The sequence below is a fragment of the Nocardia sp. NPDC004860 genome (genome assembly GCF_040609015.1).
Lineage (GTDB): Bacteria > Actinomycetota > Actinomycetes > Mycobacteriales > Mycobacteriaceae > Nocardia.
In genome coordinates this window covers 169,434-183,824 of record NZ_JBEXJI010000010.1, presented here as the reverse complement: position 1 = coordinate 183,824, position 14,391 = coordinate 169,434, and the positions used below count along the sequence as shown (strand labels likewise).

Below are 14,391 nucleotides of genomic sequence, written 5' to 3'. Positions count from 1 at the left end.
TTCGTCCTCATCGCTGAACATCGGCCCCGTCGAGCAGCCCGAGCTCGTCCCGATAGGGCAGCCCCGCCCAATCCCCCGGCACCGAGACCGCGAACGCACCGCAGATGGACGCCAATCGCAAACGCTCCGACACAGATCCGCCGTCCAGCAGTCCCGCCAGATACCCGGCGACGAACGCGTCCCCGGCACCGATGGGATCGACCGCGGTCACCGGCACCGCGCCCTCGCGGAGAAACGCCCCGCCGGCCCAGGCCACCGCCCCGCCGGCCCCGAGCTTGAGCACGATTTCCGAGGGGCCCCGGACCGCAAGCGATTCGGCCGCTGACACCAGGTCCTCCGTCGCCACGTCCGGCCCCGGCTGCGCCGTGGTTCGTGCACCCACCGAGACGCCCGGCGCAATGCGCTGGCCGACAATGTTTTTCACCGAAATAGTCGGTGTATTCGAGCCGCCCATCGGCGCGTCGGAGCGTTCACCCCCCAGAAGCAGGGCCGCCTCGTCCAGTCCAGCGAAGAGGATGTCGGCCCGCGATACCAGCTCGGCCAGCTCCGTGGCGGCCCGGGCGGGCGTCCACAACGCACGGCGATAGTTGACATCCAGGGACACCGGCACGCCCGCATCGACCGCGATGCCGACGGCCGAATCCACCGCGGCACGCGCCGAATCACTCAGGGCGGGAGTGATTCCGGTGATGTGCAGGACGCCCGCGGCGGCGATCCGGGCGGTGTCGACCTCGTCCACCGACAAGTGGGAACCCGCCAGCCCGCGCCGGTAGTAGGTGACCCGGGTCCGGTCGGCCGTGCGGCGTTCGCGCAGCATCAGCGCGGTGGGTAGTTCCGGATCGATGCGGCAGTGCGAGACGTCGACCTGCTCGGCGCGCAAGCGTTCCAGGATCATCCGGCCCACGGCGTCCGCGCCCAGACTGCCGATCCACGCGCTCTCGTGCCCCAGCCGCCGCACGCCGACCGCGACGGTGGCCTCCGCCCCGGCGAAATCCATCCGCATGGACGCGCCGGGGGCCAGCGGACCGGGGTCGGTCGCCGCCACCACGCCGAGCGCCTCCCCGAGCGTTACCAGTCCGCCCCTCATGACAGCTGGTCCCGAACGAGGAGCACGCGCTCCCGCAGCGCGTCGAGATCGCCACCGGCACAAGCGTCCCCGATGAGCGGCGATCCGATCCCCAGTGCCGCGGCCCCCGCATCCAGATACGCGCGGACCGCACCGAGCCCGATTCCACCGGTGGGCACCAGCGGGATATCGGGCAACGGCGCACGAACAGCTTTGATGTATCCCGGTCCGCCGACGGCGGCCGGAAACACCTTGACCATGGAGCTTCCCGCCGTCCAGGCTCGATGAATCTCGGTGGGCGTGAACGCACCCGAGACCACCGGCACACCGAGCCGGCGGCCCTCGACGATCACTTCCTCGATCACCGCCGGGGTGATCAGGTACGCGGCCCCCGCCTCGACCGCGAGCGCCGCATCCTTTGCGGTGAGCACGGTGCCGACTCCGATCGGATGCGCCATGCCCGCGCATTCACGGACGGCATCCAACGCCCCGGCGGTCGTCAGCGTGAATTCGACCGCGGTGACTCCGGATTCATGCAGAACAGCGGTCACCTCCGCGAACCTGTCAGCGCTGGGCGCGCGCAGAATCGCGATGATCGGAATTTCCCCCCGCAACGGGTCGGCGAATATCGGATCCGCCTCTGCGCCGGCGGGCGAGGTCCGCGGTGTGTCATCGGCCATCGGCGTGGACCAGCCTCTCGTCTGCGAACGGCGTCGAAGGCAGGCCGATCACTCCGGGGACACAGGCGAACAGCCGGCCCGCGCCGGGTTCTCGTGCGGCTCCACCCTCGGCCGCGGTGGTTATCACCAGAACGTCCAGGTCGGGTCCGGCGAAGGCGCAGCTCGAGACTTGGGAGGGCCCGACTTCGACTGTGGTGTGGAGGTTGCCGGAGGGGTCGAAGGCGCGGACTTGGCCTGCGCCCCAGACGGCGATCCAGACGTTGCCCTGGGCGTCCACGGTCAGGCCGTCCGGCTCGCCGTCGGGGAAGCGCGCGAATGACCTTCCCTCGCTGAGGGTTCCGGTGTCGAGGTCGTAGTCGAAAAAGTCCACGCGGTGAGTGGGGCTATCCGCGTAGTAGAGGGTGCGGCCGTCGGGGCTCCAGCCGAGGCCGTTGGAGATGGTCACGCCCGTGCGGAGGGTGATCAGAGTGCCGTCCGGATCGAGGCGGTAGAGGCCGGCGCTGCCCGCCCCGTCGTCGGATTCGGCCATGGTGCCCACGAGCAGCCGGCCGCGCGGGTCGACCTTGGCGTCGTTCAGGCGACGGCGCACTCCGTCGTCCGGGAGCGGCAGGGTGACGACCGGGCTGAGTGCCTGAGCGAATGTTCCGCCCGGAGACTTCTCGGACGAGCGCTCAGCGGCAACAGAACTGTCGACGCGGAAGATGGTGTCTCCCATCGCCGCCAGCAGTCCGCCGGAGGCGCACGGCAGTACCGCGCTGACCGGCGGGTCGAGGCTGATGGTCGCCCGGGGGGCGAGGTCGGGGGTGCTGCCGGTCAGGGTGGCGCGGTGGATGTGACCGCCGCGGATGTCCACCCACAGCAGTTCCCCGGTGCGCGGGTCCCAGACGGGCCCCTCGCACAGGCGGCCGGGCGGGGGTGCGCACACGTGTGCCCTGAGAGTGTTCATGGTGAGCTCCGGCCCGCTATGTGGGCAATCCGACGGCGCGTTCGCCGCTGCGCCGCTGTTGGATCACCACGGCCGCGACCAGCAGCGAGCCCTGGGCGACGTTCTGCCAGAACGTATTGACGCCCACCACGTTCAGGCCGTTGTCCAGCGCGCCGAGCAGGATGACGGCGAGCAGCGTACCGCCGACCGTGCCCTTGCCGCCCTTGAGGGCGCAGCCGCCCAGCGCCGCCGCGGTGATCGCCTTGAGTTCGAGGCCCTCGCTACCGGAGACCGGCTGGCCGGATCCGGTGCGGGCGGTCAGGATGATGCCCGCGATGGCCGCGACCACGCCCGCCAGCATGTACACCGCGATCAGGTACTTGTTGATGTTGATGCCGGAAAGTCGTGCGGCCGTGTCGTTTCCGCCGATGGCGTAGATGTTGCGTCCGATGTCGGTGTACTTCAGCAGCACGTGCACGCCCAACGCGACCAGGCCGAGGACGATCACCGGCACCGGCAGCCCGAGGATTTTGCCGCGCGCCAGGAAGATGAACACATCGTTGTCGAGGACGAAGCCCTGCGCCTTGCCGCCCGAAATCAACTGGGCCAGACCCTTGTACGCGGCCAGCGTGGCCAACGTCGCGATGACGGGGTTGACCCGGCCGTAGACGATGATGATGCCGTTCGCCAGGCCCAGCACCAGTCCGACACCGATCGCGGCCAGGATCCCGGCGAAGGCATTGCTCCCTGCCGAGGTGAAGGCCATGGCGCTGACGACCGAGGCGACACCCGCCTGCGAGCCGACCGAGATATCCAGGGCGCCGCAGATGATCACCACGGTCTGCACGACGGCGAGCAGCCCGAAAACCGTGACCGCGTCACCGATTCCGGCGATATTGCGCGGATCCAGGTAGCCGTCGTTGAGCCAGGCGAAGATCGCCACGACCACGACCAGCGCGCCGATCAGGCTGAGATTGCCGGTGCCGATGAACCGGACCACCCGGCGCGGGGTGAGTGCGGTCAAACTACCGAGGTAGCGGGCGAACACGGGCGTCGGCGCGGAAACCGCTGTCTCCGTATTCATGTCGATTCGTTGGTCGGTCATGATTTCCTAAGGTCGCTGCGCGGTCAGGTCGTCAGCCATGGCCAGGGCGAGGATGGCCTCCTCGCTCGCGTCGGCGCGGTCCAGTTCACCGGTGACGCGGCCCTGCTGCATGACGACGATGCGGTCGGCGAGGCCGAGGACTTCGGGGAGTTCCGAGGAGATGACCAGCACCGCTACACCGGACTCGGCCAGTTCCTCGATGATGTGGTAGATCTCGATCTTCGCGCCCACGTCGACGCCGCGCGTGGGTTCGTCCAGGATGAGCACGCTGGGTTTGCGGGCCAGCCAGCGCGCCAGCACCACCTTCTGCTGATTACCGCCGGAGAGCTTGCGCACCTCCTGCTCGATCGAGGGCGTCCGCACCCGCAGTGACTCGACGTACCGGAGCGCCAGCGTGCGTTCCGCACCGCGGCGCACGAAACGCCAGTGCCGCAGGCGATCCAGCATGGCGAGCGAAATATTGTCGCGCACACCACGATGCAGCAGCAGCGCCTGCGCCTTGCGTTCCTCGGGCGCGTATCCCATTCCGGCCCTGACCGCGTCGCGCGGCTGGCGCAGCCGCACCCGGGTGCCGTCGATCCGCACCTCCCCGGACCGGATCGGCAGGTCCCCGGCCAGCGCGCCCGCCAGCTCGGAGCGGCCCGCGCCGACCAGCCCGGCCAGCGCCACCACCTCACCCGCGCGTACCCGCAGGCTCACGTCACGCACATCGTCGGTGGTCACGTGGTCCACCTCGAGCAGCACCCGCCCGAGTTCGGAATGCTTGCGCGCGAACACCGTCGACAGATCGCGGCCGACCATCATCCGCACGATCTCCTGATCGTCGGTGCCGGCGGTATCGCGCACGCCGACCAGCGCGCCGTCCCGCAGCACGGCCACCCGGTCGGCCAGCTGGAAGATCTCCCGCATGCGGTGCGATACGTAGATCACCGCGAGGCCGCGGTCGCGCAGGCGGCCGATCAGCGCGAACAGTGATTCGGTCTCGTGATCGGACAACGAGGAGGTCGGTTCGTCGAAGGCGATGACCTTGGCGTCGGTGGTCAGCGCCCGCATGATCTCCACCAACTGCCGTTGTGCCGCAGTCAGTTTCGAGCCGAGGGTGTCCGGATCCAGATCCCGGTCGAAGCCGAGCCGGGCGAGATCGGCGCGCACGCGGGCCCGCAGTGCCGCGCGATCCAGCAGCCGGCCCGCGCGGCGCGGCAGCGCGCCGAGGTAGACGTTCTCGGCGACCGAGACATGCGGCACGATCTCCGGTTCCTGGCCGATCACCCGGATGCCCGCGGCGCGCGCGGCCGCGGGACTCGCCAATTCCAGTGCCACACCGTCGAGTTCGAGGGTGCCGCTGTCGGGACGATGGTCACCGCCGAGGATCTTGATGAGCGTGGATTTACCCGCGCCGTTCTCCCCCATCAGCGCGGTCACCATTCCGGCGGGGAAGTCCAGGCTCACCTCGCGCAGCGCGGGCACGCCCGCGAAGCCCTTGGTGAGCCCGGAGACCCGCAGTCCCGTCAGCTGCACGTGACGCCTGCCTGCTGCCAGTTGGTGGCGTCCACCATCTTGGTCGGGGCGAAGGCCTCGGCGGGCATGGACTTTCCGTTCTTCAGGTAGTCGTACATGGTCTGCACGGCCAGCGCGCCGACGTCCTTGCCATTGATGAACAGGGCCGCCTTGAAACCGGTGGGCTTGCCGCCGCGCCATTCCTTGCAGGCCAGATACGCGCCGAGGCCGACGCCGAGCACATTGTCGGCGGAGTAGCCCGCGTTCTGGATGGCCGCGACACCGCCGCTGACGTTCTCGTCGTTGCAGCCCATGACGATCCAGTTCTTGACCGAGCGATTGCCCGCGACGGTGGCGGAGATCTTGTTCTGCGCGTCCGACGGGGTGTTGTCGGTGCCGACCTCGATCACCTTGACGTCGGCGCCCGAAGCGTCCTTGAAGGCCTTCTGATTCGCCTTCACCCGATCGGTGCAGACCGTCACGTCCTGCTTCCAGGCGTCGACGATCGCGGTGTCCTCCGCCTTCCAGCCCGCCTTCTTGAAGTCCTCGCCCGCGCGGGTGCCGACCTCGGTTCCCATTTGCGTGCCACTGAATCCGACGCGCGGCACCAGATTGTCCTTGGTGCAGGAGGACGGATCCGGGCCATTGGTGCAGACCTGGTCGTCGGAGGTGAGCAGGGCGACGCCGCCCGACTTGGCCAGCTGCGCGACCTGCGGGCCGACCGAGGGATCCGGGACGACCACGATGACGCCATTGGCCTTCTGGTTCACCGCGTTCTGCACCTCGGTGACCGCCTTGTTGGCGTCATTGCCGAGGTTCACCACCTTCAGGTCGACGCCGAGTTCCTTGGCCTTGGCCTTGGCGCCGTCGGCCTCGCCGATGAAGTACTCCTGGTCGCCCTGCTTCTGGGCGTAGACGAGGTTGATCGTGCCCGAAGTGTGCTGCGGGCCTGCGTCGTTCGAGCCGGAATCCTTGCCCGACGAGCAGGCGGTCGCGGCCAGGGCCAGAGCGGCTCCGCAGACCAGCGCGCTGGTCCATCGGCGTCGGTGGGTCCAGGACATGAGCACTCCTAGGTGATCTGCCACACAGTAGGCATCGGTAGTGATGCCGGTTACAGTAGGACTTCGGATAACTGTTGTAAATAGTGTTGGCAGAAGTAGTCTCGCGAAAGGCTCGGGTATCTTCGCGGGCAGCAGCGAAAGGAGTGGGCGAGGCCGTGTACCAGTTGACCGCGCGGGATATCAGGCGCCGCAACAGGTTCTGCGTACTGCAGGCGGTGTACGCCGCGGCGGGGCACACCAGCCGGCAGGAGATCGCACAGGCCACCGGGCTGTCGTTCGCGACGGTCGGCAATATGATCGCCGAACTCCTGGACGTGGGGGTGCTCGCCGAACTCGGCTACGAGGCAGCGGGAATCGGACGGCCGCGCGCCCAGCTCGCGATCAATCCGGACCGCGGCAGGCTGATCGGCGTCGATATCGCCGAAACCAGTATCCACGTGGACGTTTTCGACCTCGCGATGTCGGTGCTGCGGTCGAGTGAGATCCCGGTCGATCCCGCCGCGACCACGCCCGACGACATCGTCGAGCTCATCGCGGAGGGCATCGAGGAGGTCATGGCAGGCGATGCCGACAAGGTGCTCGGCATCGGCCTGAGCGTACCCGGCCTGGTCGAACCCGAGACCGGGAAGTCGGTGTTCTCACCGTACTGGCACTGGCACGACGTCCCCCTCAAAACCCTGCTCGAACAGCGGCTACCGTATCCCCTGTACCTGGACAATCCGCTCAAAGCCAGTACCGCGGCACAACTCTGGTTCGGCGCCGGCCGCGATGTCGACGACCTCATCGTCGTCACCCTCCGGGCGGGCGTCGGCATCGGCGTCGTCATCGACGGCATGCTCTACCGCGGCGTCACCAACAGCGCCGGCGAGTGGGGCCACACCAACCTGGTCCTCGACGGCCGGCCCTGCACCTGCGGCCGCAACGGCTGCGTCGAAGCCTATGTGAGCGCCCCCGGAATCGCCGCGACACTCCGCGAAATCGATTCCGCGAGTGACCTTCTCGCCGACAACGCCGCCACCACCATCGCGGCTGTGGCCACCGCCGCCGCCCGCGGCGACGAAACCGCCCACGCCGTAATCGAAAAGACCGGCCACTACCTGGGCGTGGCCATAGCCAACCTGGTCAACCTCTTCAACCCCCGCCGCATGGTCTTCGGCGACCTGGTCGCCCGCCACCTCGGCACTCCACTACTGGAAGCAACCCGCCGCGCCGCCGCCCACCACGCCATGTCCGACCCCTTCGCAGCGGTAACCCTCGAACTCGACACCCTCCCCCACAACCCCTCCAGCCTCGGCGCGGCAACCTTCGCCCTCGAGGGATTCCTCGCCGACCGAGAAACTTTCGGCTCGGTGGCCGCCCGCCGCGCCCGCCGCACCGACACCCCACCTCTCACACCGGCCTGACCACGGCCGTGCCCCGCCGTTGGTTACCGCCTCATGCCTCAGGTCGAGACACGGTCAGAGAAGGTCGATCTCGGTGAGATCGATATCCATCTCGAACGGCACGGTCAGCTGAAGCCGATCGTGATGAATTCCGGTGAGCGCGTATGTACTTGTGGCCGGATCGAGCTCATAGACGTACACCACCGGACGCCCGTCGACATTTTCGACGCGCCAGAAATGCGATATCCCGGCCTTCGAGTACAGCTGGGGCTTGCGCTCGCGATCCCGCGACCGCGACTCCGGCGAGACGACTTCGACGGCCAGCACGACATCGTCGGCTTGGTATGTCGTCAGTTCGGCGCCACCGGCACGATCGGCACGCACGGCGATCACATCTGGTTCCGGCCGTTGATTGTGATCCAACGTCACCGTCATCTCACGCCGGATCCGGACCGTAGCGGGTGCAACGCGCCGCAGCGCCATTTCGAGCATGCTGACGGCCAGCGCGTGAAATTGGGCTTGCGGGCTCACGAAGACGAGGCTTCCGTCGATCAGCTCGGTGTGCGGCGGCAGCTCGGGCAACCGGTCCAGATCCTCGGCGACGAATCCCCCCGGCGGCGGGCGCAACCACTGCGGAAACGGTTCGACGGTCATGTGTTCGAGTATGGCATCGAAAGCGCTGGTCCGGCGGGGTAGCCGAACCTGACCGTGCGGGTCGTGGGGTCGGCCTCGTCGAGTCGCACCCGCACCGTCCCGCCTTCCGGGGGCGTGCCGGTGCACTTGGCGAGGACGGGTGGGTCGGCGATGAAGATTTCGGCGGGGCGGGTGGCGTTGGCTTCGCGGAGGACCACGGCGTCGAAGTCGGTGCCGAGGCGGGGGGACAGGACGGTGGCCTCGGTGAGGTCTACGCAGGCGCGTTCCACCTTGCCGGCCATGGCGTCGGTGCGGCGCATGGTGTCGGCGACGGCGGTGAGGCCGTCGCGGACCCAGTGCGGGACTTCGGTTTTCGCACAGCGGGCCAGGCAGATCTCGGTGGCGTAGCGGTCGCCCAGGCGGCGCAGGGGGGCGGTCACGTGGGCGTAGGGTGCGCCGATCGCGCTGTGCTGCAAGGCTTCCGGGGCCTGGCCGTTCAGGATGGTGTAGGTCGCGCCGCGCAGCAGGCCGGTGGCCTCGGACATGAGCACCAGGGCGGCGGGAGTATTGCAATCCAGCGTGGCCAGCATGCGTCCAGCGGACTCGTCCCGCGGCCAGGACACCCCGACCGCGGCGGCGGTGTGGCGCATCGACTCGATGGCGGCCGGGGCGGGCGGTGGCATGGTGCGTAGCAAACCCACGTGATCGGGGTTGCCGGACCCGTTCAATTTATAGCCATCGAGCATGATTCGGGCCGCGCACATGCCGGCCAGCAGGGAGACCTGTTCATTCCAATCGTCGGCGGCGGTGCGCGGTTCGACGGCGAGCTGCCAATGATCGATTCCGGTTTGCTCGCCGTCGCGCACCACGATCTGCGCGGGCAGCCGCAGGGTGATCGCGCCGCGCTCGATTCCGGCGGCGACGCGCAGGCGGCCGAACTCCGGCAGCGCCGCGAGGGACGGGTGCAGGCGGCCGGCGTCGGCGTCGGCCTGCACACCCCGATAGTCGAGTCGGGCACGGGAGCGCACCAGGGCGCGCGTCACCGTGTAGCGCACGGGCACGGCGCGCGCGTCGCACTCGATGGTCCAGAGCGCGACCGGGCGGTCCACGGCTGGCAGCAGGCTGGCGCGGCCCTCGGACAGCACCGGCGGGTGCAGCGGGACGGTGCCATCGGGAAAGTAGAAGGTCTGGCCGCGAGCCAGGGATTCGCGAGCCAGTTGCCCGCCGGGAACGACCATCGCGGCCACATCGGCGATGGCGTAGTAGAGCAGGAATCCGCCGGCCGGGGTGCGCTCCAGATACAGCGCCTGATCCAGATCCATGGCGCCGGGGGGATCGATGGTGACCAGCGGAATCTCCCGCCGATCGACCCGGGCGCCCGCGAACGCGTCCACCGCGTCGCGGGCCTCCGAGACGGCCCCGGACGGGTAGTCCGAGGCCAATCCGAACTCAGCTCGGACGACGCCGAAGTCCACCGGCGCCGACACGATCCGCTGATGCAGTTCCACTGCGGAGACTGTCCCTACTGCAGGGCCAGCATGGTGCCGTTCAGCTCGTTGAACGGACCGTACACGGTGAACACCACGCGACCGTCCGGGTACTGGGACGACATCGCGGCCGCCGAGTCCAGAGCCTCCCCGAAGGACGCGGCCGAGGGATGCGGCAGGCCCGCGATCGCCTGCCCGATGTGGGTCTGCGCCACCCACACCGTGTCCGCGGGGGTGAGATCGACCTGCACCCCACCCGGCAGCGGGGTCACGGTGGCCGCCGAGGCGGAACCGGCACCCAGCACAGCGGTAGCGGCGGCAGCGAGAAGCGCACCGACTGCCAGTTTGCGAGCAATTCGCATGTAGACGAGACCTGCTTTCCGACGATTGTTGAGCCCTTCGCCCCGTTGCGGACCGCAACGGAACTTTCCAACGCGCAACACTTTATGACGTCGATCACGTTCGGTGCCAGTTCGGAGCAGATAACCCGCTCGACACGCCGAGCCGCGCCGCTACACGCCGTGTGGCGCGTCGCAATTCTCATCCAACCCGTCGGTCCGCGCACGCGAACGGGAGAGCGGCGTCGCTCACGCCGCTCTCCCGCCGGCCATTTCCCCGCCCGTGGTCGCGGAGCCTACTTTCCGCGCAGCCCGTCCGGGAACTTGGCGCTGAAGAGTTTGAATGCGTATGCGATACCGAACAGCACCACGATGGCCGCCGGCTGAATCAGACCCGACATGATTGTTTCCTCACCTCTTGCCGCCGGACGCGCTCGGACCCGGTGCCCGCGCTACGCCGACTCCTCACCGCGGCCGGGGCCCCCGGCCGCGTTCGTCTTCGCCTGCGCACCCGGCTGTTCCAGTGCCGCCAGTGCCTCCCGGATGCCGGGCTGGGCGAGCGCGGCCATCAGCTCGCCGAGGGCGGCGGGCTCCAGGGCCGACGGCTCGGCGGCCGGTTGCTCGGGCGCGGTTTCCGATCCGGCTGCCGGGGCGGGCGCGCGCCCGCTGCGTTCCAGGAAGCGCAGCAGTTCCACCGGGAACGGCAGCACCAGGGTCGAATTCTTTTCCGCCGCAACCTGAACCACGGTTTCGAGGAAGCGCAATTGCAGGGCGGCCGGGGCGTGGGCCATATTGGCCGCGGCCGCCGCCAGCTTCTCCGACGCCTGCAGCTCGCCCTCGGCGGAGATGATGCGGGCGCGGCGTTCGCGTTCGGCCTCGGCCTGGCGAGACATGGAGCGCTTCAAGGCATCCGGCAGCGCGACGTCCTTGATCTCGACGCGATCGATGTGCACGCCCCAGTTGATGGCCGGGCTGTCGATCATGAGCTCCAGGCCCTTGTTGAGCTGTTCGCGATTGGACAGCAGATCATCCAGTTCGCTCTTGCCGATGATGGAGCGCAGCGATGTCTGCGCCACCTGCGCGACCGCGAACAGATAATCCTGCACCTCGATCAGCGCACGCATGGGATCGATGACCCGGAAGTAGACGACCGCATCCACGCGGACGGTCACGTTGTCACGCGTAATCCCCTCCTGCGCGGGCACCGGCATGGTGATCACCTGCATGGAGACCTTCTGCATCTTGTCCACGCCCGGAATCAGCAGCCGCATGCCCGGCTCCCGCACCGCTCGCACCCGCCCCAGCCGGAATACCACCCCTTTTTCGTACTGCGTGACCACCCGGACCCCGGCCGCGAGTCCGATACCGGCGATCACCGCAAAGGCGGCGAGCCAACCCACCAACAGATACAGAACATCCATTGTTCGCTCCGCGAAACTATTTCCGCTCCACCGGAAATCCGATGGCGTGCCTCCATCATTGCACCGGAAGATCGCCCCTGCGACGAGATAACAACCCCGCAACATCGGGACATCCGCCATCACGTTCGCGCGTCGATTTTCGAGGGATGCACCCCCGGCCCTGGGCACGGGGGTTGCGGAGGCGGACGAGTCGGTCTGTAAGCCGGATCCTGTCCCCGGTGGTTACCCACCGGGTGGCGACCATCCATCTGGACACACCGTTGCCGGGTGCCTCGAGCGGTCCACCCGCAGGCTCGGGCGAGCAGCCCTCGAACACCTGCGCAGCCGCACTCTCGCGAGTGCGGCCTTCGACCTTGCTCCGGGCGGGGTTTACCTAGCCGCGCCGGTCACCCGGCGCGCTGGTGCGCTCTTACCGCACCGTTTCACCCTTACCGGCGGTGCACTTCTCGCGAAGTGCGGCCCACCGGCGGTTTGTTTTCTGTGGCACTGTCCCGCGGGTTGCCCCGGGTTGCCGTTAACAACCGCCCTGCTCTCCGGAGTCCGGACTTTCCTCGGCGAAGGGCGGCGGCACATGCGTGCCCGTTCCCTTCGCCGCGGCCGCCCGACCGACTCGTCCGCGGCCACCAGGGTACGGTAGGGCCCCATGGAGCGTGTGGAGGTGGGGTTCCCTTCGGGTGGCGAGCAGTGCGCCGCATGGCTGTATCTCCCGGATGGACCGCCCAAGCCGCGCCCGCTGGTGGTCATGGGTCACGGGCTGGGGGCGGACCGGGAAATGGGGTTGGACCGATATGCCCGACGGTTCGCGTCGGCGGGAATCGCGGCCCTGGCCTTCGATTATCGGCATTTCGGGGCCAGCGGCGGTGAGCCCCGGCAGGTGATCAATATCGCCCGGCAGCGCGCGGACTGGCATGCGGCAATCGCCTTCGCGCGCACCGTCCGGGGGATCGACGCCACGCGAATCGCACTGTGGGGCAGTTCATTCGGTGGCGGTCACGTGCTGGCGGTCGCGCCCGACGATCACTACATCGCGGCCGTGGTGGCGCAGTGCCCGTTCACCAGCGGCCGGTCGTCGGCACTGGCGAAGGGGCCGATCAGCCTGATCAAGACCGGCACGCTGGCGGTCACGGATCAGGTTGTGGGACCGATCATCCGGCGCCCGATCAATGCCCGGCTGGCGGGCAAGAAGCATTCCGCGGCGCTGATGAGCGCCGCCGACGTGCCGGCCGGTTTCGGCCGCCTGGCCGAGGAGAGCGGGCAGTACCGGCCGAAGGTGGCGGCCCGCGTCGCCCTGTCGACGCTGTTCGACAATCCCACCCGGCACGTCAAGGACATCAAAGCGCCGGTGCTGTACGCGGTCTGCGACAACGACTCGGTGGCCCCGGCCGGCCCGACACTCAAGGCCGCGGAGCGCACCAAGCACGCCACCGTGAAGCGTTACCCCATAGGGCATTTCGAGATCTACTTCGACGACTGGTTCGAGAAGGCCGTCTACGATCAGACCGAGTTCCTGATGGCCACGCTGCGTCCCTGAACCCCGGTGGGGCGCAGGGGTTCAGAGGTACGAGGTGTCGTTGGCCAGGCGCACCGACGAACCGCCGTCCGGATAGAACTCGGCGATGGACAGCGACGCCAGATCCAGGTGCAGCCGGTACAGCAGCGAGGGCCCCACCCCGAGCGCCAGCTGCAGCAGCGTCTTGATCGGCGTGACATGGCTGACCACAAGCACATTCGCGCCCGGATACAACGCCACCAGATCCCGTCGCACCGCCTCGACCCGTTCCCGCACCTGGTCGAAGCTCTCGCCGCCGGGCGCCGGAACCGACGGATCCCCCAGCCAGCGGCCGTGCAGCTCCGGATCCCGCTCGCGGGCCTCCCGGAAGGTCATCCCTTCCCACGCACCGAAATCCGTCTCGGTCAATCCGTCCAGCACCCGCACCGGCAGTCCGAGCGCCCGGCCCGCCGCCTCGGCGGTCTCCTTGGCCCGCCCCAGCGGGGAGCACACGATCGCCTCGATCCCGCCCTTGCGCGCCAGCATGGCCGCCGCGTTCGCCGCCTGCTCCTGGCCGAGCTCGGTCAGTGGCGGATTCCCCCGCCCCGAATACCGCCGCTGCACAGAGAGTTCCGTCTGCCCGTGCCGGAGCAGCAACAGCCGCGTCGGCCGTCCCACGGCACCGGTCCATCCGGGCGAGTGCGCGGTGCTCCCGGCGGTTTCGGGTACTTCGACGACACCGCCCGCGACCGCTGCGGCGATTTCCCCTACCGCCGAACCACTTTCGACCGCCGCGCTCCCGGCGGCCCGATCGTTCGCCAGCGCGGTGCGGACTTCCGCGACCGTATCGGCGCCGTCCATCGCCGCATTGGCCAGGCGGTCGGCGTGCGAGTTCTCCTTGCGCGGAATCCAGGCGAAGCTCACCCGATCGAACCCGGCGACCAGCCGCCGCGCCCGATCGGCCAGCGGAATCATGGCCTCGTGCTTGACCTTCCACCGCCCGGACATCTGCTCCACGACCAGCTTGGAGTCCATCCGCACGGAAACCTCACGCGCACCGAGTTCGGCCGCCGCCTCCAAACCCGCTATGAGCCCACGGTATTCGGCGACATTATTGGTGGTGACGCCGAGGAACTCCATGCGCTCGGCCAGCACGCGCGCGCGATCGGCATCCCACACCACCGCGCCGTAACCGGCAGGCCCGGGATTCCCGCGCGAACCGCCGTCGGCCTCGACGATCACCAAGTCCACCAACGCTTCTCACCCTTCATGTCGTCCGTCATCGCGCTTGCGGCGTGCTCGCGGTC

13 protein-coding genes and 1 other RNA gene are annotated in these 14,391 nt (G+C 68.7%); 2 read left to right on the top strand and 12 right to left on the bottom strand.

Features of this window, described 5'->3' with window-relative positions:
• Window positions 1–7: 7 nt before the first annotated feature.
• The 6 genes from ABZV44_RS20625 to ABZV44_RS20600 are packed head-to-tail and all read right to left on the bottom strand — an operon-like array spanning window position 8 to window position 6,334.
• Complete coding sequence (locus tag ABZV44_RS20625) at window positions 8–1,087, bottom strand: sugar kinase (protein WP_354838351.1); 1,080 nt, start codon at window positions 1,085–1,087, stop codon at window positions 8–10.
• Window positions 1,084–1,680 (bottom strand): bifunctional 4-hydroxy-2-oxoglutarate aldolase/2-dehydro-3-deoxy-phosphogluconate aldolase, encoded by a 597-nt coding sequence (locus tag ABZV44_RS20620; protein WP_354838530.1) that lies wholly within the window; start codon window positions 1,678–1,680, stop codon window positions 1,084–1,086. The genes ABZV44_RS20625 and ABZV44_RS20620 overlap by 4 nt, the downstream gene beginning before the upstream one ends.
• 55 nt (window positions 1,681–1,735) lie before the next feature.
• Entirely contained in the window at window positions 1,736–2,692 is a 957-nt protein-coding gene (locus ABZV44_RS20615) for an SMP-30/gluconolactonase/LRE family protein (protein WP_354838348.1), read from the bottom strand.
• A gap of 16 nt (window positions 2,693–2,708) precedes the next feature.
• Complete coding sequence (locus tag ABZV44_RS20610; RefSeq protein ID WP_354838345.1) at window positions 2,709–3,776, bottom strand: ABC transporter permease; 1,068 nt, start codon at window positions 3,774–3,776, stop codon at window positions 2,709–2,711.
• A gap of 6 nt (window positions 3,777–3,782) precedes the next feature.
• On the bottom strand, window positions 3,783–5,294 hold the full coding sequence (locus tag ABZV44_RS20605) for a sugar ABC transporter ATP-binding protein (RefSeq protein ID WP_354838342.1): 1,512 nt from the start codon (window positions 5,292–5,294) through the stop codon (window positions 3,783–3,785).
• Window positions 5,285–6,334 (bottom strand): substrate-binding domain-containing protein, encoded by a 1,050-nt coding sequence (locus tag ABZV44_RS20600; RefSeq protein WP_354838339.1) that lies wholly within the window; start codon window positions 6,332–6,334, stop codon window positions 5,285–5,287. The genes ABZV44_RS20605 and ABZV44_RS20600 overlap by 10 nt, the downstream gene beginning before the upstream one ends.
• A 155-nt stretch (window positions 6,335–6,489) precedes the next feature.
• On the opposite strand from ABZV44_RS20600, the gene ABZV44_RS20595 reads away from it, so the two are divergent.
• A complete protein-coding gene (locus ABZV44_RS20595; protein ID WP_354838336.1) occupies window positions 6,490–7,737 on the top strand; it encodes an ROK family protein in 1,248 nt (415 codons plus the stop codon).
• A gap of 54 nt (window positions 7,738–7,791) precedes the next feature.
• On the opposite strand, the gene ABZV44_RS20590 is transcribed toward ABZV44_RS20595, so the two are convergent.
• The 5 genes from ABZV44_RS20590 to rnpB all read right to left on the bottom strand — a co-directional run bounded on the left by ABZV44_RS20590 (window position 7,792) and on the right by rnpB (window position 12,208).
• Window positions 7,792–8,370, bottom strand: coding sequence for a Uma2 family endonuclease (locus ABZV44_RS20590; protein ID WP_354838333.1), 579 nt, complete (start codon window positions 8,368–8,370; stop codon window positions 7,792–7,794).
• Complete coding sequence (locus ABZV44_RS20585; RefSeq protein WP_354838330.1) at window positions 8,367–9,857, bottom strand: RNB domain-containing ribonuclease; 1,491 nt, start codon at window positions 9,855–9,857, stop codon at window positions 8,367–8,369. The genes ABZV44_RS20590 and ABZV44_RS20585 overlap by 4 nt, the downstream gene beginning before the upstream one ends.
• Window positions 9,858–9,871: 14 nt before the next feature.
• The gene (locus ABZV44_RS20580; protein ID WP_354838327.1) at window positions 9,872–10,198 is read right to left on the bottom strand and encodes a hypothetical protein; all 327 of its coding nucleotides are present in this window, start codon (window positions 10,196–10,198) and stop codon (window positions 9,872–9,874) included.
• A 428-nt stretch (window positions 10,199–10,626) separates the two neighbouring features.
• Window positions 10,627–11,595, bottom strand: coding sequence for an SPFH domain-containing protein (locus ABZV44_RS20575; protein WP_354838324.1), 969 nt, complete (start codon window positions 11,593–11,595; stop codon window positions 10,627–10,629).
• Window positions 11,596–11,777: 182 nt separating this feature from the next.
• Window positions 11,778–12,208: RNase P RNA component class A (gene rnpB / locus ABZV44_RS20570), an RNA gene on the bottom strand.
• Window positions 12,209–12,238: 30 nt separating this feature from the next.
• Between rnpB and ABZV44_RS20565 the strand changes: the two genes are divergently transcribed.
• Window positions 12,239–13,126, top strand: coding sequence for an alpha/beta fold hydrolase (locus ABZV44_RS20565; RefSeq protein ID WP_354838321.1), 888 nt, complete (start codon window positions 12,239–12,241; stop codon window positions 13,124–13,126).
• Between the two features lie 21 nt (window positions 13,127–13,147).
• Here ABZV44_RS20565 and ABZV44_RS20560 read toward each other — a convergent pair whose 3' ends face one another.
• Window positions 13,148–14,335 carry a bifunctional RNase H/acid phosphatase gene (locus ABZV44_RS20560; RefSeq protein ID WP_354838318.1) on the bottom strand — a complete coding sequence of 396 codons (1,188 nt, stop codon included), beginning with the start codon at window positions 14,333–14,335 and terminating at the stop codon, window positions 13,148–13,150.
• Between the last annotated feature and the right edge of the window lie 56 nt (window positions 14,336–14,391).

Coding starts and splice junctions, on each gene's coding strand:
- ABZV44_RS20575 (WP_354838324.1), bottom strand. CDS start 11,595: ATGGATGTTCTGTATCTGTTGGTGGGTTGGCTCGCCGCCTTTGCGGTG.
- ABZV44_RS20625 (WP_354838351.1), bottom strand. CDS start 1,087: ATGAGGGGCGGACTGGTAACGCTCGGGGAGGCGCTCGGCGTGGTGGCG.
- ABZV44_RS20610 (WP_354838345.1), bottom strand. CDS start 3,776: ATGACCGACCAACGAATCGACATGAATACGGAGACAGCGGTTTCCGCG.
- ABZV44_RS20615 (WP_354838348.1), bottom strand. CDS start 2,692: ATGAACACTCTCAGGGCACACGTGTGCGCACCCCCGCCCGGCCGCCTG.
- ABZV44_RS20580 (WP_354838327.1), bottom strand. CDS start 10,198: ATGCGAATTGCTCGCAAACTGGCAGTCGGTGCGCTTCTCGCTGCCGCC.
- ABZV44_RS20600 (WP_354838339.1), bottom strand. CDS start 6,334: ATGTCCTGGACCCACCGACGCCGATGGACCAGCGCGCTGGTCTGCGGA.
- ABZV44_RS20565 (WP_354838321.1), top strand. CDS start 12,239: ATGGAGCGTGTGGAGGTGGGGTTCCCTTCGGGTGGCGAGCAGTGCGCC.
- ABZV44_RS20590 (WP_354838333.1), bottom strand. CDS start 8,370: ATGACCGTCGAACCGTTTCCGCAGTGGTTGCGCCCGCCGCCGGGGGGA.